General features: G+C 58.8%; 17 protein-coding genes and 1 tRNA gene. 12 read left to right on the top strand and 6 right to left on the bottom strand.

What is annotated here, in order from left to right; translation table 11 throughout:
• Positions 1-66 precede the first annotated feature (66 nt).
• Both HKK57_RS03025 and HKK57_RS03020 read left to right on the top strand, forming a co-directional pair.
• On the top strand, positions 67-321 hold the full coding sequence (locus HKK57_RS03025) for an FAD assembly factor SdhE (protein WP_017736358.1): 255 nt from the start codon (positions 67-69) through the stop codon (positions 319-321).
• Positions 305-757, top strand: a complete 453-nt coding sequence (locus HKK57_RS03020) for a hypothetical protein (protein ID WP_070995809.1) — start codon at positions 305-307, stop codon at positions 755-757. The genes HKK57_RS03025 and HKK57_RS03020 overlap by 17 nt, the downstream gene beginning before the upstream one ends.
• Here HKK57_RS03020 and nadB read toward each other — a convergent pair.
• Complete coding sequence (gene nadB, locus HKK57_RS03015; protein WP_029299082.1) at positions 726-2,342, bottom strand: L-aspartate oxidase; 1,617 nt, start codon at positions 2,340-2,342, stop codon at positions 726-728. The genes HKK57_RS03020 and nadB overlap by 32 nt on opposite strands.
• A 469-nt stretch (positions 2,343-2,811) precedes the next feature.
• On the opposite strand from nadB, the gene rpoE reads away from it, so the two are divergent.
• From rpoE to HKK57_RS02995, 4 genes are all read left to right on the top strand, one after another.
• On the top strand, positions 2,812-3,393 hold the full coding sequence (rpoE, locus tag HKK57_RS03010; protein ID WP_003172477.1) for an RNA polymerase sigma factor RpoE: 582 nt from the start codon (positions 2,812-2,814) through the stop codon (positions 3,391-3,393).
• A gap of 32 nt (positions 3,394-3,425) precedes the next feature.
• Positions 3,426-4,013 (top strand): sigma-E factor negative regulatory protein, encoded by a 588-nt coding sequence (locus HKK57_RS03005; protein ID WP_029299081.1) that lies wholly within the window; start codon positions 3,426-3,428, stop codon positions 4,011-4,013.
• Between the two features lie 24 nt (positions 4,014-4,037).
• Positions 4,038-4,994, top strand: a complete 957-nt coding sequence (locus HKK57_RS03000) for a MucB/RseB C-terminal domain-containing protein (RefSeq protein WP_154906417.1) — start codon at positions 4,038-4,040, stop codon at positions 4,992-4,994.
• Positions 4,995-5,246: 252 nt separating this feature from the next.
• Positions 5,247-6,677: a DegQ family serine endoprotease gene (locus HKK57_RS02995; protein ID WP_092234285.1), complete on the top strand. Its 1,431-nt coding sequence runs from the start codon at positions 5,247-5,249 to the stop codon at positions 6,675-6,677.
• Between the two features lie 72 nt (positions 6,678-6,749).
• Here HKK57_RS02995 and HKK57_RS02990 read toward each other — a convergent pair whose 3' ends face one another.
• The gene (locus HKK57_RS02990; RefSeq protein ID WP_029299078.1) at positions 6,750-8,183 is read right to left on the bottom strand and encodes a M48 family metalloprotease; all 1,434 of its coding nucleotides are present in this window, start codon (positions 8,181-8,183) and stop codon (positions 6,750-6,752) included.
• A 96-nt stretch (positions 8,184-8,279) separates the two neighbouring features.
• Here HKK57_RS02990 and HKK57_RS02985 point away from each other — a divergent pair, with 96 nt between their 5' ends.
• Positions 8,280-8,519 (top strand): sulfurtransferase TusA family protein, encoded by a 240-nt coding sequence (locus HKK57_RS02985; protein ID WP_029299077.1) that lies wholly within the window; start codon positions 8,280-8,282, stop codon positions 8,517-8,519.
• A gap of 382 nt (positions 8,520-8,901) precedes the next feature.
• Here the strand turns inward: HKK57_RS02985 and HKK57_RS02980 are convergent, their stop codons facing one another.
• Positions 8,902-9,375, bottom strand: a complete 474-nt coding sequence (locus HKK57_RS02980; protein WP_169389768.1) for a peroxiredoxin — start codon at positions 9,373-9,375, stop codon at positions 8,902-8,904.
• A gap of 11 nt (positions 9,376-9,386) precedes the next feature.
• Entirely contained in the window at positions 9,387-9,947 is a 561-nt protein-coding gene (locus HKK57_RS02975; protein ID WP_029299075.1) for a glycine cleavage system protein R, read from the bottom strand.
• Between the two features lie 260 nt (positions 9,948-10,207).
• On the opposite strand from HKK57_RS02975, the gene dapA reads away from it, so the two are divergent.
• The 5 genes from dapA to HKK57_RS02950 all read left to right on the top strand — a co-directional run bounded on the left by dapA (position 10,208) and on the right by HKK57_RS02950 (position 13,897).
• Entirely contained in the window at positions 10,208-11,086 is an 879-nt protein-coding gene (gene dapA, locus HKK57_RS02970; protein WP_070995812.1) for a 4-hydroxy-tetrahydrodipicolinate synthase, read from the top strand.
• A gap of 17 nt (positions 11,087-11,103) precedes the next feature.
• The gene (gene bamC / locus HKK57_RS02965) at positions 11,104-12,219 is read left to right on the top strand and encodes an outer membrane protein assembly factor BamC (protein WP_029299073.1); all 1,116 of its coding nucleotides are present in this window, start codon (positions 11,104-11,106) and stop codon (positions 12,217-12,219) included.
• Positions 12,220-12,223: 4 nt separating this feature from the next.
• On the top strand, positions 12,224-12,982 hold the full coding sequence (locus HKK57_RS02960; protein WP_029299072.1) for an MBL fold metallo-hydrolase: 759 nt from the start codon (positions 12,224-12,226) through the stop codon (positions 12,980-12,982).
• Positions 12,983-13,010: 28 nt separating this feature from the next.
• Positions 13,011-13,724, top strand: a complete 714-nt coding sequence (purC, locus tag HKK57_RS02955; RefSeq protein ID WP_003211975.1) for a phosphoribosylaminoimidazolesuccinocarboxamide synthase — start codon at positions 13,011-13,013, stop codon at positions 13,722-13,724.
• Positions 13,725-13,807: 83 nt separating this feature from the next.
• Positions 13,808-13,897 (top strand) — tRNA-Ser (locus HKK57_RS02950).
• 243 nt (positions 13,898-14,140) lie between these two features.
• Here HKK57_RS02950 and HKK57_RS02945 read toward each other — a convergent pair.
• Both HKK57_RS02945 and HKK57_RS02940 read right to left on the bottom strand, forming a co-directional pair.
• On the bottom strand, positions 14,141-17,764 hold the full coding sequence (locus tag HKK57_RS02945) for a response regulator (protein ID WP_169391174.1): 3,624 nt from the start codon (positions 17,762-17,764) through the stop codon (positions 14,141-14,143).
• Positions 17,765-17,906: 142 nt separating this feature from the next.
• The gene (locus HKK57_RS02940; RefSeq protein WP_029299070.1) at positions 17,907-19,094 is read right to left on the bottom strand and encodes an EAL domain-containing response regulator; all 1,188 of its coding nucleotides are present in this window, start codon (positions 19,092-19,094) and stop codon (positions 17,907-17,909) included.
• Positions 19,095-19,277 lie beyond the last annotated feature (183 nt).

Below are 19,277 nucleotides of genomic sequence, written 5' to 3'. Positions count from 1 at the left end.
CGACCAAAGCCGACTGTTCCAAGGGGCGTGGGCCTGTATACTTGCGCCCTATTTGAGGAGCGCTCCATGGTCGAAGATGTAGAAATCAATCGCCTGTACTGGCACAGCCGTCGCGGCATGCTGGAGTTGGATGTGTTGCTGGTGCCTTTCACCAAAGAGGTTTACGCGACTCTCGATAAGGTGGATCGCGACCTCTACGTCAGGCTGCTGACCTGCGAAGATCAGGATATGTTCGGCTGGTTCATGGAACGTGCCGAATCGGAAGATCCGGAGCTGCAACGCATGGTCCGGATGATCCTGGATCGTGTCCAGCCCAAGTAATAGCTTTGAATGCCGCTGGCAGGCCTGCGGGCGGTTGCTGGCGGCGTATCTCCTTGCCCAGGTGCTGGCACTCGGTGCGCTGTACCTGCTGGCCGTACCTCTCTGGATTACCGTACTGGGTGTACTGGCGTGCCTGGCCCATGCCTTGTGGACCCTGCCGCGTCATATTCGCTTGACCCACCGTTCGTCGGTTCGTGGCCTGCGCCGCAATGCCGACGGCTGGCAATTGTGGAGCGCGGCGCGAGGTTGGCACGCCGTACAGTTGTGCCCTGACAGCCTGGCGTTGCCGCTGATCGTGGTGCTGCGCTACCGGTTGCCGGGGGAGTGGCGGGTGCGCTCGGTGTGCGTACCCCATGCTTCGCAGGCCGCCGATGTCCATCGGCGCCTGCGGGTACGCTTGAAGTTCAGTCGCCGTAGGTGGTTGGCACCAGGATAGTGTCGAGGGCCTCTGGCAGCATCTGCGGGTAGTCGAGCGTGTAATGCAGGCCTCGGCTTTCCTTGCGCTCCATGGCCGAGCGGATCATCAGCTCGGCGACCTGGGCCAGGTTGCGCAACTCGATCAGGTCACGGCTGACCTTGTAGTTGCTGTAGAACTCGTCGATCTCATCCAGCAACAACCGCACACGATGCTGCGCCCGCGCCAAGCGCTTGTTGGTGCGCACGATCCCCACGTAGTCCCACATGAAGCGCCGCAGCTCGTCCCAGTTGTGGGCGATGATCACGTCCTCGTCCGAGTCGGTGACCTGGCTGGCGTCCCAGCGGGGCAGGGCGGCCGGGACCGGGATGCGCGGCAGTTGTTCGAGGATGTCGGCGGCTGCGGAGCGGGCATAGACGAAGCATTCGAGCAGCGAGTTGCTGGCCATGCGGTTGGCGCCGTGCAGGCCGGTGAAACTGGTTTCGCCAATCGCATACAGGCCAGGGACGTCGGTGCGGCCTTGCTGGTCGACCATCACCCCGCCACAGGTGTAGTGCGCCGCCGGGACCACCGGGATCGGCCCTTTGGTGATATCGATATTGAAGGCCAGGCAGCGTTCGTAGACCGTCGGGAAGTGAGTCTTGATAAAGTCGGCTGGCTTGTGGCTGATGTCCAGGTAGACGCAATCGATGCCCAGGCGCTTCATCTCGTGGTCGATGGCGCGGGCCACGATATCCCTTGGTGCCAGTTCGGCACGCGGGTCGAAGCGCTGCATGAAGCGCTCGCCGTTGGGTAGCTTGAGGTGGGCGCCTTCGCCCCGCAGGGCTTCGGTGATCAGGAAACTCTTGGCCTGGGGGTGATACAGGCAGGTGGGGTGAAACTGGTTGAACTCCAGGTTCGCCACCCGGCAACCCGACCGCCAGGCCATGGCGATGCCATCCCCGCAGGCGCCGTCGGGGTTGCTGGTGTAGAGGTAGACTTTGGCGGCGCCACCTGATGCCAGGATGGTGAAACGCGCGCCGTAGGTATCGACTTCACCGCTGGCGCGGTTGAGGACATAGGCCCCCAGGCAGCGCTCGCCGGCCAGGCCCAGGCGTTTTTCGGTGATCAGGTCGACGGCGACCCGTTGCTCCAGCAGTTCGATATTCGGCCGTTGCCGGGCCTGGGCCAGCAGGGTCTTGAAGATCGCGGCGCCGGTGGCATCGGCGGCATGGATGATGCGTCGGTGGCTGTGGCCGCCTTCACGGGTCAGGTGGAACTCGAAACCACCGTCATCACTGCCCGCATGTTCATCACGGGTAAACGGCACGCCCTGGTCGATCAGCCACTGGATGGCTTCGCGGCTGTGCTCGACGGTGAAACGCACCGCTTGTTCGTTACACAGGCCGCCGCCGGCGTTGAGGGTGTCTTCAACGTGGGATTGCACCGTGTCGGTGTCATCCAGCACCGCAGCAACTCCGCCCTGGGCCCAGAACGTCGAACCGTTGGCCAGGTCGCCCTTGCTCAATACAGCTACGCGCAGATGGCTCGGCAGGGTCAGTGCAAGGCTCAAGCCTGCGGCGCCGCTACCAATCACCAGGACATCGTGTTGAAACTGTTGGCTCATTTATGGGATTCCGCAAAAAGCGATCCGAAGGGGTGGCGCAAACAGGACGCCTGGATCGGCGAATCAAAGGGTCACACGGCCCACTAGTATATAGAGGGGGCTATCGGCACAATAGCCGGGCATTCGTGGCATTGTGAGACTACGGTGAACGAACTGCACGGCTTTGATGAGGCGGTCCGGTAGGGAGATGGGAACTTTTGTATCCCTCCCGACTCCATTACAGGATGCCCGAAAGCTGGGAAAACGTTGGTTTTACTGATTGGCCTGGAGCATGGGAGCGTCAGAAAACCGGCGACAAGATTATTCGCGCAGCCGGCTATGCCCGCGCTGCGTTTTTCGTGTGTGCCAAAACAGAGCCCACCGGAAACTTGCTTGAAGGGGGAGAACTTTTGCGAAAAGTCCTAGTCTATGTTTGCAAGCCTGATCGTTTAGTTATGCAAGCCTCCTTCAAGTACAACGAGGAGTGTTCATGCTAACCCAGGAAGAGGATCAGCAGCTTGTTGAGCGCGTTCAACGCGGCGACAAGCGAGCATTTGATCTGCTAGTGCTGAAATACCAGCACAAAATTCTCGGGTTGATCGTGCGGTTTGTGCACGACACCCATGAAGCGCAGGACGTTGCACAGGAAGCCTTTATCAAGGCTTACCGTGCACTCGGTAATTTCCGCGGTGACAGTGCGTTTTACACGTGGCTTTACCGCATCGCCATTAACACGGCGAAGAACTATCTGGTTTCTCGCGGTCGCCGCCCGCCAGATAGTGATGTGAGTTCGGAAGATGCTGAATTTTACGATGGTGATCACGGCCTCAAGGATCTCGAGTCGCCGGAGCGTGCATTGCTGCGCGACGAGATCGAAGGCACTGTCCATCGCACTATTCAACAACTGCCAGAAGATTTGCGTACGGCGTTAACTTTACGTGAATTCGATGGTCTGAGTTACGAGGACATTGCGAGCGTCATGCAATGTCCGGTGGGGACCGTACGCTCCCGGATTTTCCGGGCTCGGGAAGCCATCGATAAAGCCCTGCAACCGTTGTTGCAGGAAAACTAAAGACAGCGGCGACAGCCAAGAGAGGAACCGCCATGAGTCGTGATGCCCTGCAGGAATCGCTGTCCGCAGTGATGGATAACGAAGCGGATGAACTGGAACTTCGTCGAGTGCTCAATGCATTTGATGACGCCGAAACCCGTGATACCTGGTCTCGTTACCAAGTCGCTCGGGCGGTGATGCACAAGGATCTACTAGTCCCTCGTCTGGATATTGCTGCGGCCGTTTCTGCTGCGCTGGCCGATGAAGCCGTTCCGGCAAAAGCTGCACGTGGTCCGTGGCGTAGCCTGGGTCGCTTGGCAGTTGCTGCCTCGGTTACTGTGGCCGTACTGGCTGGTGTGCGCCTGTACAACCAGGACGAGATCGCCGGTGCCGAACTGGCCCAGCAAACCCAGCAACCGGTCATGGCCGGTCCGCAGGTCAAGGGTCCAGCTGTACTGGCCGGTTACAAGGAAAGCTCTGAAGCACCAGGCCCGATGGCCAATGGCGTGCTGCAAGGGCAATCCGGCTGGCAGGACCAGCGTCTGCCAGGCTACCTGCGTCAACACGCTCAGGAGTCGGCGGTAAAAGGCACCGAGAGCGCCTTGCCTTACGCTCGCGCTGCAAACCTGGAAAACCGCTAAACCGCTAAACCGCTAAGGAGCTTTATGCGTGCCATACCGCTCCTTGCGCTTTTGCTCAGTGGCTGGTTTGCAGTTCCTGCCCAAGCCGACGAAGGCCAGGATTGGCTGAAACGTCTTGGGCGGGCAGGGCAGCAAAGCTACCAAGGCACGTTTATCTACGAGCGTAACGGTAGTTTTTCTACCCATGAGATCTGGCATCGCGTCCAGAACGGGCAGGTTCATGAGCGCTTGTTGCAGCTCGATGGATCGGCTCAGGAGCTTGTGCGTATCGATGGGCGCATCCAATGCGTTTCCGGCAGTCTGGTGGCCGGCGTCGATAACTCCCCGGGCGCTTCCACCCACGAATTCGACCCACAAAAACTCAACCCTTTCTACGAGATTGTCGTCAGCGGAAAGTCGCTAGTGGCCGGCCGTAAAGCGGTGATCGTGTCGCTGACCCCGCGTGACCAGTACCGCTACGGATTTGAGTTGCACCTGGATCGTGAAACCGCGCTGCCTCTCAAGTCGTTGCTGATTAACGATAAGGGGCAATTGCTGGAGCGATTCCAGTTCACCCAACTGAAGACAACAACCCCCGATGCGCGTGATTTGCAGCCAGGCAGCGACTGCAAGCCGTTGACCCCGTCGAGCAATAAGGCGTCAGCGCCGACGGGCCAGGCCCAGGCTTGGCATCCGCAATGGTTGCCGCCAGGGTTCGAGTTGACCCGCAGTGACGCGCGCAAGGATCCCAAGACCCAGGTGGTTGTAAACAGTTTGATGTATGACGATGGGCTCGCGCGTTTTTCATTGTTCCTTGAGCCTGTGACGGGCGAGGCTGCTACCGAAAGTCGCGTTCAGCTTGGTCCTACGGTTGCGGTATCCCGTCGCATGAGTACGCCTGAGGGCGACATCGTTGCCACGGTTGTCGGGGAGATTCCGATGGGGACCGCCGAACGGATAATCCTGTCTGTTCGCAGTGGCCCGGCGCCCGAAAAGCCTTGAACCGTTAATCCTATGCTCATCCAGATCGTTCACAGTGCTGCAGGAGACGGGCGAAGGTTGCCTTGTTCTTCTGCCGAGAACATGAAACTTCTGGAGAGTATTTTCACTTGCAAAATCTCCTTATGTTTTTTATAGGTCAGAACTCCTCGGCCCTGGCCTTGTGTTGTTCACGCAATGTTGACGTCGCTAGTAGTAGTCTTCGGCGTTTATTGAACCCTGTCGCCCAACCCTGCTCGTCGTAACGGGAGCTGTATGTCGATACCACGTTTGAAATCTTACCTATCCATAGTCGCCACGGTGCTGGTGCTGGGTCAGGCCGTTTCCGCGCAAGCGGCGGAGTTGCCTGACTTCACCCAACTGGTGGAGCAGGCTTCGCCTGCCGTGGTGAACATCAGTACCACCCAGAAGCTGCCGGATCGTAAAGTCTCGAACCAGCAGATGCCCGACCTTGAAGGCCTGCCGCCCATGCTGCGGGAGTTCTTCGAGCGTGGCATGCCCCAGCCGCGCTCGCCCCGTGGTGGCGGTGGTCAGCGCGAAGCGCAATCCCTGGGCTCGGGCTTTATCATTTCGCCTGACGGCTACATCCTGACCAACAATCATGTGATCGCCGACGCCGACGAAATTCTCGTACGCCTGGCTGACCGCAGTGAGCTCAAGGCCAAGCTGGTCGGCACCGATCCACGTTCCGACGTCGCCTTGCTGAAGATCGAAGGCAAGGACCTGCCGGTGTTGAAGCTGGGTAAATCCCAGGACCTCAAGGCCGGGCAATGGGTGGTGGCCATTGGTTCGCCGTTTGGCTTTGACCATACGGTGACCCAAGGCATCGTCAGCGCTATCGGCCGCAGCCTGCCGAACGAGAACTATGTACCGTTCATCCAGACCGACGTGCCGATCAACCCGGGCAACTCCGGTGGCCCGCTGTTCAACCTGGCGGGCGAAGTGGTGGGGATCAACTCGCAGATCTACACCCGTTCCGGTGGATTCATGGGCGTCTCCTTCGCTATCCCGATTGATGTGGCCCTGGACGTTTCCAACCAACTCAAGGACGGTGGCAAGGTCAGCCGTGGCTGGTTGGGCGTGGTTATCCAGGAAGTGAACAAAGACCTGGCTGAATCCTTTGGCCTGGACAAGCCGGCTGGTGCCCTGGTCGCGCAGATTCAGGATGATGGCCCGGCTGCCAAAGGCGGCTTGAAGGTTGGCGATGTGATTCTCAGCATGAATGGCCAGCCGATTGTCATGTCTGCTGACCTGCCGCATCTGGTAGGCGCACTCAAGGCAGGTGGCAAGGCCAAGCTTGAAGTGATCCGCGAAGGCAAGCGTCAGAATGTTGAACTGACTGTCGGAGCCATTCCGGAAGAAGGCCAGGAACTCGCGCTGGGCGGCAAATCCGGCGCCGAGCGCAGCAGCAACCGCCTGGGCATCGCCGTGGTGGAGTTGACCGACGAACAGAAGAAGAGCTTCGACCTCAAGAGCGGTGTGGTGATCAAGGAAGTTCAGGACGGCCCGGCCGCCCTGATCGGCCTGCAACCCGGTGATGTGATTACCCACTTGAACAACCAGGCCATCAATTCCACCAAGGAGTTCACCGACATCGCCAAGGCGCTGCCGAAGAATCGCTCGGTGTCGATGCGGGTCCTGCGTCAAGGGCGCGCCAGCTTCATCACCTTCAAACTGGCGGAGTAATGCGCTAGTAGCGGGTCAATAAAAGCCCCGCTCTCGATAGTCGAGAGCGGGGCTTTTTTGTGGGCGCCGGGTTTAGCTCATCATGCCTTTGACGATGCGCTCCTGTTCGATCAACTCACGCTGGCGCGCATCGATGCGTGACGACAGCGGGAAATTGCTGCCGGCGCGGCGCTTGGCAAAGTCCAATTGCTGGATCGCTTGCTGGAAGTCGCCCACCAGCGCGAAGTACTCGGCGCGGGCTTGATGCAAGCCGATGATATTGCCGGACAGGCCACGAGTCTCGGCGACCTGATACCACACATCCGGATCATCGGAACGCGACTTGAGCAGGCCTTCCAGGGCCTTTTCCGCGTCGGCCGTACGGTTCTGCTTGAGCAGCAGGTCCACGCGCACCTGGTTCAACGGGTAGTTGCTGGGGTACTGGGCCAGCATGCGATCGGTACGTTGCTGCGCGTCGGGCATGCGATTGTTGGTGATATCCAGCTCGATCTGCGCCAGGTTGTAGGTGATGTCGTTGGGCGCCTTGGCCAGCAGCGGCTTGAGGGTTTCCCGCGCCTCATTGAGTTGGGTGCCCTTGATCTGGGCGATGGCGAGGCCGTAGCGCGCCACATCGCTTTTCGGGTTCTCATCCAGCTGGGCGCGGAAGCGCTTGGCGGCCAGCCCAGGTGTGTCTTCGTAATACAGCTGGACCCGGGCGCGTATCAATTGATAGCGCAGGCTGTCTTCGGTGCCGCCGGTCTTGGCTTGCTCGGCACGGTTACGGGTGTCGGCGATCCGCGATTCGGTGACCGGGTGCGTCAGCAGGAATTCCGGTGGCTTGGCATCGAAGCGGTATTGGCGCATCAAGCGCTCGAACATGGTTGGCATCGAGCGCGGATCGTAGCCGGCCTTGACCATGTTGAGGATGCCGATGCGGTCGGCTTCCTGTTCATTTTGCCGGGAGAAGCGTCGTTGCTCCTGGATGGCCGCGGCCTGGCTGCCGGCAATCGCAGCGATCCCGGCATCCCCGGCGCCGGCGGCTGCCGCGATAATCCCGCCGAGCAGCGCGGCCATCATCGGGATCTGCATGCGTTGCTGGGCTTCCACGCCACGGGCGAAGTGGCGTTGCGACAAGTGCGCCAGTTCGTGAGCCATGACCGAGGCGTATTCGCCTTCGGTCTGGGCATTGAGGAACAGGCCACCGTTGACCCCGACAATCCCGCCCGGTGCGGCAAACGCGTTAAGTTGCGGGCTATTGATCAGGATGAACTCCAGCCGCCGGTCATTGACCTGGCTGGTCTCCACCAGCTTGTAAACGCTGGTTTCGACGTAATCCTTGAGTTGCGGGTCATTGAGGACCGAGACCTGCCCGCGCAGGAATGCCAGCCAGGCCCGGCCCAGTTGGTGTTCCTGTTGTGGCGAGACAATGGCAGAACTGGCGTCGCCAAGTGACGGCAGATCGTCGGCGAAGCCTGGAGAGGCAAGCAGGCAAGCTAGCGTCAGCAGGGTAGGGCGCAAAAAAGTCATGCACAAAGCCTTTCGACAAAGACCTTACTGTAGCCGGACACTGAGCCTGGGACCAGATATTCTAAGCACCCCCTTGATGCCGCCAGGAGCAAAACCATGACCGATGCTGTAAACCACGACGCCGAGCTCGATGCCAGCGGCCTGAACTGCCCGTTGCCATTGCTCAAGGCCAAGATGGAGCTCAATCGGCTGGCCAGCGGTGCGGTACTCAAGGTGATTGCCACGGATGCGGGTTCCCAGCGCGACTTCCGCACGTTTGCCAAGCTGGCGGGGCATGCACTGTTGCACGAAGAGGCCGATAACGGTGTGTATCGTTATTGGTTGCGCAAGGCCTGATGGCCCCCTCGCGGCATAGGTATCTACACAACTTTGCCGCAACGCCTAAATCCAGGCAGATAGCGCAGTTGTGGCGAGCGGGCTTGTCGGAACGACGCATCGCCCGCGCTGGGCTGCGAAGCAGCCCAAAAAGCCCTCCACGTTTCTTCAGATAAACCGCGATGGCTGGGTTTAGGGTTGCTTCGCAGCCCAGCGCGGGCGATGCGTCGTTCCGACAAGCCCGCTCGCCACAGGAGAGTTCGTCAGTTTCTGAAAGTTGTGTAGATACCTATACCCATCGCGGGCAAGCCCGGCTCCCACACTCACGAGTTGTCTGGTCGAGCACCGATCCAACGTAGGAACTGGCCTGCCAGCGATAGCTATCTAACGGCCACCCACAACATCAAGCCTTGTCCAGCGCCTGCGCCGCCGCCAAGACGGCATCCACATGCCCCGGCACCTTCACGCCGCGCCATTCCTGGCGCAGCACGCCATTTTTGTCGATCAGGAAGGTGCTGCGATCCACCCCCATGTATTCCTTGCCATACAGTTTCTTCAGCTTGATTACATCAAACAGCTGGCAAACCGCTTCGTCCTTGTCGCTGATCAGCTCGAAGGGGAAGGCCTGCTTGGCCTTGAAGTTCTCATGGGACTTCACGCTGTCCCGGGACACGCCAAACACCTCGGTGTTGGCGGCCTGGAAGGCAGCGTACTGGTCACGAAAACCCTGGCCTTCAGTGGTGCAGCCTGGCGTGCTGTCTTTGGGGTAGAAGTAGATCACCACTTGCTTGCCCTTGAGTCCCGCGAGGCTGAACGTCTGCCCGCTGGTCGCCGGGGCTTGGAAATCGGCGACCGGTGTGTCGATGATTACCGCCATGGAAAACTTCCTTACATTGGGTTCTGTGGGCGCCAGGGTTCGATCAGTGCATCCAGGTTCAGCGCATCGGCGAAATCCAGGAACTGGTCACGCAACCAACTGATCTGCACGCCTGCCGGCAAGGTCACCGTAAAGGTGGCGTTGAGCATGGTGCCGCCGGTCTGGGGGGCCTGATAGGTATCAAACGTCAGGTTTTCCAGTTCGACGTTATGGTCGATGAAGAACTGGCACAGTTCATTGACGATGTCCGAACGGTAGGCCGAACTGACGTAGGCCACATACGGTAGCGCCTGGGGACGGTTCTCCAGGGCCGCACTGCGCACCACATTGACGGTGAAGTCGTGCTTCTTGGCCAGGGTCGGCAAGCCGGCTTCCAGGCGCGCCAGGGCGTCCCAGCTTCCGGAAATCTGCAGGACCAGCGCACTGCATTCGCCATGGCGAGTCAGGCGTGAGGTCACGACGGCGCAGCGGTTTTCATGGCTGGCGCGGCACAGGACGTTAGTCAGCTCCATGGGGTTGGCGCCAAGGGCACTGATAACAAGGAATTGTTCGCGGACTGTGGGGGTGGACATGCAGCATTCCTAAAGCGATGAGCGGTCGATACGAACGTGCGGTACCGATCAAAGGATCAAGGGTAGCGAAAAGCGCCGCCAAGGGCTAGGACGTGGCGTTTTCATTGCATATTCAGTGGCAGTTGGCCGTGCTTTGGCCCAATGATGGCATTGCCGGCAACTAAGTTGATCCAGAACGCATCCTCAGAGGGTACTTCGCTTGTGCAAGCATCTTGGCGCCAGTACCATTACGGCTCTCTTTTTCCGGCAGGAGCGGTTGCATGATTGCGGGCAGTATGGTGGCACTGGTCACACCCATGGATGCACAAGGTAATCTCGACTGGGACAGCCTGGGCAAACTGGTGGACTTTCACCTGCAAGAAGGCACCAACGCCATTGTGGCCGTCGGCACCACGGGTGAATCGGCCACGCTTGATGTGGAAGAACACATCGAGGTGATCGAGTTTGTGGTCAAGCGCGTTGCAGGGCGTATCGCGGTCATTGCCGGTACGGGCGCCAACTCGACTCGCGAAGCGATCGAGCTGACCAAGAACGCCAAGAAAGCCGGTGCCGATGCCTGCCTGCTGGTGACGCCGTACTACAACAAGCCGACCCAGGAAGGCTTGTACCAGCACTTCAAGACCATCGCCGAAGCCGTCGACATCCCGCAGATCCTCTACAACGTGCCAGGGCGCACGGCGTGCGACATGCAGGCCGCGACCGTGATCCGACTGTCGACCGTGCCGAACATCATCGGTATCAAGGAAGCCACGGGCGACCTGCAGCGCGCCAAGGACATCCTGGCCGGCGTGAGCAGCGACTTCCTGCTGTACTCCGGTGACGACGCCACGGCTGTGGAGCTGATCCTGCTGGGCGGTAAGGGCAATATCTCGGTAACCGCCAACGTTGCCCCGCGTGCCATGAGCCAGATGTGCGCCGCTGCCATCGCCGGCGATGCCGTGACCGCCCGCGCGATTCACGAAAAGCTGATGCCGCTCAACAAAACACTGTTCATCGAATCCAACCCTATTCCCGTGAAATGGGCGCTGCATGAAATGGGCCTGATGCCGGACGGTATCCGTCTGCCGCTCACCCAACTCAGCCCAGCCTGTCACGAACCGCTGCGACAGGCCCTGCGCCAGTCCGGCGTCCTGGTTTAATTGAGGAAGCACTACGCATGAAGCGATTGGCCGGACTTTCCGCACTTGCCTTGATTATCTCCAGCACCAGTGGCTGCGGTTGGATCTGGGGCCCGGAAGGCTACTTCCGTGACCGCGGCAGCGATTACCTGGAAGCACAACAAACCGCACCGATGCAATTGCCGCCGGACGTCAACGTCGCCAAGCGCCTTGACCCGTTGCTGCCGATCCCGCGCAACGTGGCCGACGACACCGTCAAGGGCGAGTACGAAGTACCGCGCCCACAGCCGATTTCGGCCCTGGCCGATGCCAGCGACTACAGTCTGCAGAAAAGCGGCGATTCGCGCTGGATCATGGCCCAGCGCCCACCTGCCGAAGTCTGGCCGGTGGCGGTGCAGTTCTTCCAGGACAATGGCTTCCGTATCGACGAGCAACGCCCGCAGACCGGTGAATTCACCACGGCGTGGCAGCAGCCAAGTGAGCTGTCGGCCAACATGGCCAAGCGCTTGCAGGCAGGTGGCGTCGCCGCTGATGGCGAAAGCCGCATCCGCGTGCGCATCGAGCCAGGCGTGCAGCGCAATACAAGTGAAGTCTACGTGGTCAGCGCCGAGCGTCCTGCGGGCAGCACCGCCAACGTCGACTTCACCAACCGTTCGGTCAACAGCGGTGTCGATGCCGCGCTGGTCGACGAGATGCTTGCCAGCATGAGCCGCATCTCCGAGAAGGGCGGTTCCGTCTCCCTGCTCGCCGCCCGTGACTACGACACCCCTAGCCGTGTCAGCCTCACCGAAGACGGCAGCGGCAACGTTGTGCTTAACCTGGGTGAAGACCTGGACCGTGCCTGGGCCAGCGTCGGCCGTGCCCTGGAGCAAGGGCCATGGCGCGTCGAAGACATCAACCGCAGCCTGGGCCTGTACTACATCAACGTGGCAGAAAAGGCCGAGAAGAAAGACGAAGAACGTGGTTTCTTCAGCAAGTTGTTCGGCAGCGAGCCGACCAAGGAAGAGATCGAGACCCGCGCCGAGCGTTATCAAGTGCGCTTGAGCAAGGTCGGCGACAACGTGCAAGTCACCGTCGAGAAAAACATCAACACCGTGGCGCCAGCAGAAACGGCGCGCAAAGTGTTGGGCGTGATTCAGGACAACCTGGGCTGATCCGATGCGTTTTGCTGTTCTCGGCAGCGGTAGCCAAGGGAACGGCACGCTTGTAGCCCACGACGACACGTACGTCCTGGTGGATTGTGGTTTCTCCTTGCGGGAGACCGAGCGACGCCTGCTGCGCCTGGGGGTTCACCCCGCGCAGTTGAGCGCGATTCTAGTGACCCACGAACATGCCGACCACGTGCATGGCGTGGGTTTGCTGTCTCGGCGCTACAATCTTCCGGTGTACCTGAGTCGCGGCACCTTGCGCGGGATGCGCAAACCCATTGAACCCGCGGGTTTCCTGGCCGGTGGCGAGCAGCTGCAGATTGGTGCCTTGAGCGTCGACGTGATTGCCGTGGCGCATGATGCCCACGAGCCCACGCAATATGTATTCAGTGATGGCGAGCGCCGCTTTGGCCTGCTTACCGACCTGGGTTCCTACTGTGCCAAGGTGCTGGAAGGCTATCGTGACCTCGATGCGTTGATGATCGAGTCCAACCATTGCCGTGACCTGCTGGCGCGCGGTCACTACCCGTACTTTCTCAAGCAACGGGTGGGTGGCGAGCTGGGACATTTGAACAACCACCAGGCGGCGTACCTGGTGTATGAGTTGGGCTGGCAAGACCTGCAACACCTGGTCCTGGCCCACCTGAGCAGCAAGAACAACCTGCCGCAGCTTGCCCGGCAATGTTTTGTCGACACCCTCGGGTGCGACCCGGACTGGCTGCAACTGGCCGATCAAGATTCAGGGCTCGACTGGCGACATATCGCCTAGCCCATCTACTTACCAAGCGGAGCCCATCATGGAAAAACGTGAAGAACTCTACCGCGGCAAAGCCAAGTCGGTTTACAAGACCGACGACGCCAACCGCTTGATCCTGCTGTTTCGCAACGACACCTCGGCGTTCGATGGCAAGCGCATCGAACAGCTCGACCGCAAGGGCATGGTGAACAACAAGTTCAATGCCTTCATCATGCAGAAACTCGAAGCGGCCGGCATTCCGACCCAATTCGACAAGCTGCTGGGCGACAACGAATGCCTGGTGAAAAAACTCGACATGATCCCGGTCGAGTGCGTCGTGCGTAACTACGCAGCCGGCAGCCTGGTCAAGCGTCTGGGCGTGGAAGAGGGCCTCAAGCTCAACCCTTACACGTTCGAACTGTTCCTCAAGGACGACGCCAAGGGCGACCCGTTCATCAACGAATCCCACGTCGTGGCATTCGGCTGGGGCACTGCTGAACAGCTGGCACGCATGAAAGAACTGTCGCTCAAGGTCAACGACGTCCTGAGCAAACTGTTTGACGATGCTGGCCTGCTGCTGGTGGACTTCAAACTGGAATTCGGCGTATTCCACGACGGCTCCATCGTCCTGGGCGACGAATTCAGCCCAGACGGCTGCCGCCTGTGGGACAAGGACACTCGCAAGAAGATGGACAAAGACCGCTTCCGCCAGGGCCTCGGTGACGTTATCGAAGCCTACGAAGAAGTCGCCAACCGTCTCGGCGTACCGCTGTAATCGACGCAAGCATCTGATAGCACGGAAAAAAATCCACTGAGAGCTTTGCTTCCCAGTAACAGGCTGTTATGATGCGCGCCGTTGGAGAGATGCCAGAGTGGCCGAATGGGACGGATTCGAAATCCGTTGTACCTTCACCGGTACCTAGGGTTCGAATCCCTATCTCTCCGCCATACAAATGAAAGCCCCGTAGATTAAGATCTGCGGGGCTTTTTTGTTTTCGGATTGTGCTACTCCGTTGTACTACTTAAATTACGTATTTTCACGGTGTTAGGGGTCTGATTTCTTCGCATGTCTGTCAGCCAGTCGCTGTGCAGCATCTAACGCGAGTTGATAGACAGTCTCCGCCTGGAGGAGGTGACACAGAAACTCGCTATGATCTCCATTGGTGAGAGCGAATCTAACCGAAAGGCGTGTTATCTCCTGAGACTGAGCAAGGCTTGTTCTAGTGTCCCGATGCCTGCCTCGACTTGAGCGACTGACTCCTTGAGCTGGTCGAAGGACACGTGCGGGTCAAGGCACGCTGCTTCTAGACTGCAACAGCATTGAACCAGATGCTCGCCCTTGACCACCCGCGCCGCGCCTTTGATACGATGCGCCAGTTCCGCAAGCTTATCGATCTCGCCCTCCAGCAGTAACGCAGACATCAGCTGAGCGTCATTGCGATTGCTCCTGATCAGTTCATCAAGGATCTGTCGAATCTTCATGGGTTCGCTGCTGATCAAATGTTCCAGCGGCCCAAGATCAACCAATTGCATCGAGTCGGAGACCACGACCAATTGTTTCGCTAAGGGTTGTTCGGCGTCGTCGACCTGGTGATGTCCCAACAGGTGCGCGTCCAGTTCATCGACGCTGATAGGCTTGATCAAACAATCGTTCATACCCGCGAGAATGCACAGCTCAAGTTCTTCAGGCTGGGCGTCGGCAGTCAGGCCAATGATAACGGTCGGTTCGAGCGAGTTTTCCCGTTCTCCTCGTCGAATGGCGCGCGTCAGTTCGGTGCCGTTCATGACGGGCATATGGTAATCGGTGATGATCACGTCGAACGCATGGGTGCTCCAGCACTCATAGGCCTGCTGGCCATTTTCGGCCTCGATGACATCATGGCCCAAGTACTTCAACTGTTGAGAGAGCACCTGGCGATTGACCTGATGATCGTCCACTACCAGTACCTGTAAGCGATAACGCTGCCTGGTCTGTGGTGGGGCTGGTAGTGGGGCCAAGCTGATGCGCTCAAGCACCTGAACGCGTAGCTCAATGTTGACCTCCGTGCCCCGGCCCAGCACGCTGCTCATGCTCAACTGGCCGCCCATCATTTCGCAGAGTGAGCGGCTTATCACCAGGCCCAGGCCGGTTCCTTCGGTGTGCTGCACATTGCGCTGTACTTGGGCGAAGGGGCGAAACAGCCGTTGCTGATCAATTGAACTAATTCCGACGCCGGTGTCTTCAACACTGAGGCTTACATGGAGTTGGTTATTGTCGAGCAGAGCACCTACGATGCTGAGTTTGACTGTGCCTTCTTCAGTGAACTTGATCGCGTTGCTGATCAGGTTGGAGAGGATCTGTTTAAAGCGCAGGGCATCGACCAGCACATCACAGTTGATGCTGGAATCGATTTCCAGCATCAAGCGTAAGCGTTTCTGTCGAGCCAATCCTTCAAAGACCCGAGCCACCGACTCGACTAGTTCGCGCAGGTTGGCGCGATTGGGCGTCAGACTCAAACGCCCGGACTCGATACGGGCGATGTCGAGGATATCGCCAATCAGCTCCAGCAGACTTTTCGCTGAGGTATGGGCAATTTCAATGCTGGCGCGGTCAATGGGTTCGTGTGTGGCGCGCTTGAGTGCTAATTCCAGAATGCCGATCACGGCGTTCATGGGTGTGCGGATTTCATGACTCATCGTGGCCAGGAAACTGGTCTTGGCCCGACTAGCGCTGTCTGCCTGACTCTTGGCTTCTTGCAGTTGATGCACCAGCTGGCGGTGTTCGCTGATGTCCAACCAGCCGCAGATAACGCCCTTGATGATGCCCTGGTAGTCGTGGAACGGTTGCATCCAATGGCTGATGGACACGGCTTCGCCTTGCAACTCAATGATCTGCACCGACTCGTGGATCTGACCGTCGCTCAAAGCCTGGCGGTAATTTTGGTCAAGCTCGGGCGGGCTCTTGAAGTGCTCTGCGGGTAAATCATGCACGGTCTTGTTCAGCACCTGCTCTTTGTTCAACCCAACGCTTGCAAGGAAGCGACGATTGCACGACAGAATGAGCCCGTTGACATCGCACACGTACAGTGGGGGAGGCATGCAGTCAGTCAAGGTTTCGACAAATTTCAGTTGATCGTTGAGCATGCGCTCGGCCTTGAGCCGGGCCTTGATCTGTCGGCGCAGATAGAGCACCCAGGTAAGCACCAGCAACAATAACAACCCCGCAATGATGACAATCTGGCGGATCACGCGCTCGTAGTCGACCCACGTTTGTCCACTCATGCCTGGGGGGGAGCGCCAGCGGTTGGCAATCGCGCTGAGCTCATCCGGCCCCAGGGTCTGTAGTACCTTATCGATGATGGACTGCAGCTCTGCGTCACTGCGGCGCAAGGCAAAATTGACCGTGCTGGGGCCCAGATCCAGTACATGGTTAATGACCAATTTGTCGCGAAACAGACGCTCGGTGTAATACCGCGCCGCAGGCAGCGCAATCATTGCGGCATCGGCCTTGCCTTCATAGAGCAGGTTCATTGAATCCAGTGTTCCGCCGGCTTCGATCACTATGGCTTCGGGGTAACGTTTGCGTAGTTGCTGTAACGCCACGTGGCCACTGGGAATGGCTATGCGCTTTCCGACCAGACCGTCCAGGTTTCCTCGCTGATCAGCGTTGCTGAGTAATACGAAGGGCCCGTCGATGACAGGCCTGGAGAAGCGTAAGTACTCTTCACGTTCAAGGCTGGGGGTCATCAGTGCCAGGTCGGCTTCGTCCTTGAGCAAGGTGTCGATGATTTGCGGGTAACCGCCGCTTCGCGAGATCACCTGAAAATGCAGCCCGGTGCTTAGGGTGATGACCTCAAGAAGGTCGGCGATGCCACCGGAAAAAATCCCGTTGGCATCGAAAAATGCACCGGGGGCCATGTCGTCATTGATCACCAGTCGAGCTACTGGATGGTTCTCGATCCAGCGCAACTGTTGCGAGGTGAGGTCGATGGGCTCTTCGTCGGGAATGTAGCCGCTGCCGACCCAGCGCTTGGCCATGTTGATCAGTTGGTTGTCGCCGATGGTCGCAATGGCGACGTTGACCAGTTGCTGCAAGCGCGTGTTGTCTGCGCGTAAGGCGTAGCTAAAACCGCTGATGGGCAGATCACTGAAGCGTTCGAAGCGCATGTAGCCGTAGAACGAGCGGTTAATTTGATAGTAGGCGCTATACAGGTTATCGACGTACACATCTGCCTGACCAAAGGCGGCCGCCGCGATGGCCTGCTCGTGGCTGCCATAGACCTTTAGGTCCGCCCGTGGGTAGCGTTGTTGCAACTCCTGCAGGTGCTCGCCGGTGACTGCTACCCGCAAGCCCGCCAGGTTGGTGGGCGAGTGGCGCGGTTCGGCGCTGCGTTTGAACACCGCGAACCGGTCACGCGCGTAGGGGATGCTGGAAATCAGGCCCTGGCTCGCCTCGTAACTGCCATGGCGGGTGATGACATCGATGTTGCCCGCTTGCAGGGCCTGCTCAGCAGCCAGGGAGGTGGCAAATGGCACGATTTTGATCTTTAGGACCAGCATTTGAGCAACGAGCGCCGTTACATCGGCGCTGATACCTTCGTACTGGTTACTCTGGGCGTTGACCGAGAACGGTGCAGACTCCTCAGGTGATACGCCAACCCTGAGTTCGGCCTTGTGGCGCAGCCACTGCCAGTCCTCTTCAGAAATCCCGATGTCCTGTCGCTGGATGTGTAGCTGGCTGGAAAGCGTCTGCGGCGCCAAAGACGGCGTTGCAGCCTCCGCCAGAGAATTGAATGACAGCGTGCACAAGGCCAGCCAGAAAAAGCGTAAGTACATCGGGAAGAGGCCGAATGAGTCAGAGAGGGCTGGAGCCAGTCCCCTGCAGGAGGGGAATTCGGGGAGGCGAGGGGATGACGCCGAGTCGTCGTGGCTGGCGCGATTATAGTTCAAAGCCATTGCCTTTGGTCATCGGTCCTACTCATGAGAGCAGCTTGGTCCTACAGTAGTCTATAAAATGGCTTTGCGGCATAGGTCGGGCATACAGGTAGCCTTGGGCAATCGTGCAGCCCAGTTCGATAAGGCGGGTTTGTTGTTCGGCGGTTTCTACCCCCTCAATGACCAACGAGATATTCAGCGCCTGCGCCAGTGCCACCGTACAACTAATGATCGCAGCACTTCTGGGTTGACTTTGCATCTTGTAGACAAACGCCCGATCCAGTTTGATCTCGCTGAACGGCAATTCGCTGAGCCGATCCAACGAGGAGTAACCGGCGCCAAAATCATCCATGGCCAGGCCGCAACCGAGAATGCGCAGACGCACTAGATTCTCAAGACTATTGGCCGGTGCACTGAGTAGCCCCGATTCGGTGATCTCAAAAATCACGCAGGTCGCAGGTACGTGTGCGCGCTTGAGCATCACCGGAATGCGTTCAGTCAATGCGCTGCAAGCCAGCTGAGCTGGGTGCAGGTTGAACGCAAGGTTGATCGTCAAGCCCTGTGCGGCCAATCGCCGGTGCAGGGCCAGTCCCTGTTCAAACAGATGCCAGAACATTCTGTCGATCAGGTTGTATTGCTCCATCACGGGCAAAAAATGGGCGGGGGCCAGGACTCCCCACTGCGGGTGAACCCAGCGTGCGAGGACTTCGGCGCCTACCAGTGCTTGCCCTTGCAGGTTGATTTTGGGTTGGTAGTATGCCTCGAACGCGCCGTTGTCCAAGCCTTGCAGCACGTCGTTCAACGTTGGCATCTCAGCCGGTAACAACGACCTGGATGCAGCGTTACATTGCGTCTTATAACGGTTGACCAGTTGGTTGAACCCCTCGATGTTGAATGGTTTACCCAAATCACCGAGAAAGGTCAGGCCAAGGCAGTGGATCATTAATACAGTGGCTTGACGCAGGACGGGGTCCAGTCCGCTGCATAGCACCACTGCACGCACTTTGCCGCTGCTGGTGGCATGACGCAGAAAGGCTAGACCATCCATGCCGGCCATTTTCAGGTCACACAGAAGAATATCCACATGCTCACAGCCTGCCAGGGCTACGACGGCTTCATTACCGTCGGCTGCTTGCAGAACTGTTCCGAGCATCAACTTTTCGAGCGCGGCCACAGTGACCAGTCGCTGGAAAGGCTCATCCTCCAGCACCAAAACTGTCAAGGTTTGCATCGCTCGGCTACACCAAAAGGAGGGCGGTCAGTGTGGGAGTGGGGTTTTAGTAGCTAAATGGGAAATATCCGACATTGCCTAGGAATTTTCCGAAGCTATGATTCATTAAGTCCTACGCACCGTCCGGCTTGGTTAATAGTGTTAGCCTTTACCGCCTCAAGCTGTACCGTTCAGTAGCAAGTG

Source organism: Pseudomonas sp. ADAK21 (genome assembly GCF_012935735.1).
Taxonomy (GTDB): Bacteria; Pseudomonadota; Gammaproteobacteria; order Pseudomonadales; family Pseudomonadaceae; genus Aquipseudomonas; species Aquipseudomonas proteolytica.
Note: the sequence above shows the minus strand (reverse complement) of the source record. Positions and strands in the feature narration are given on the sequence as shown.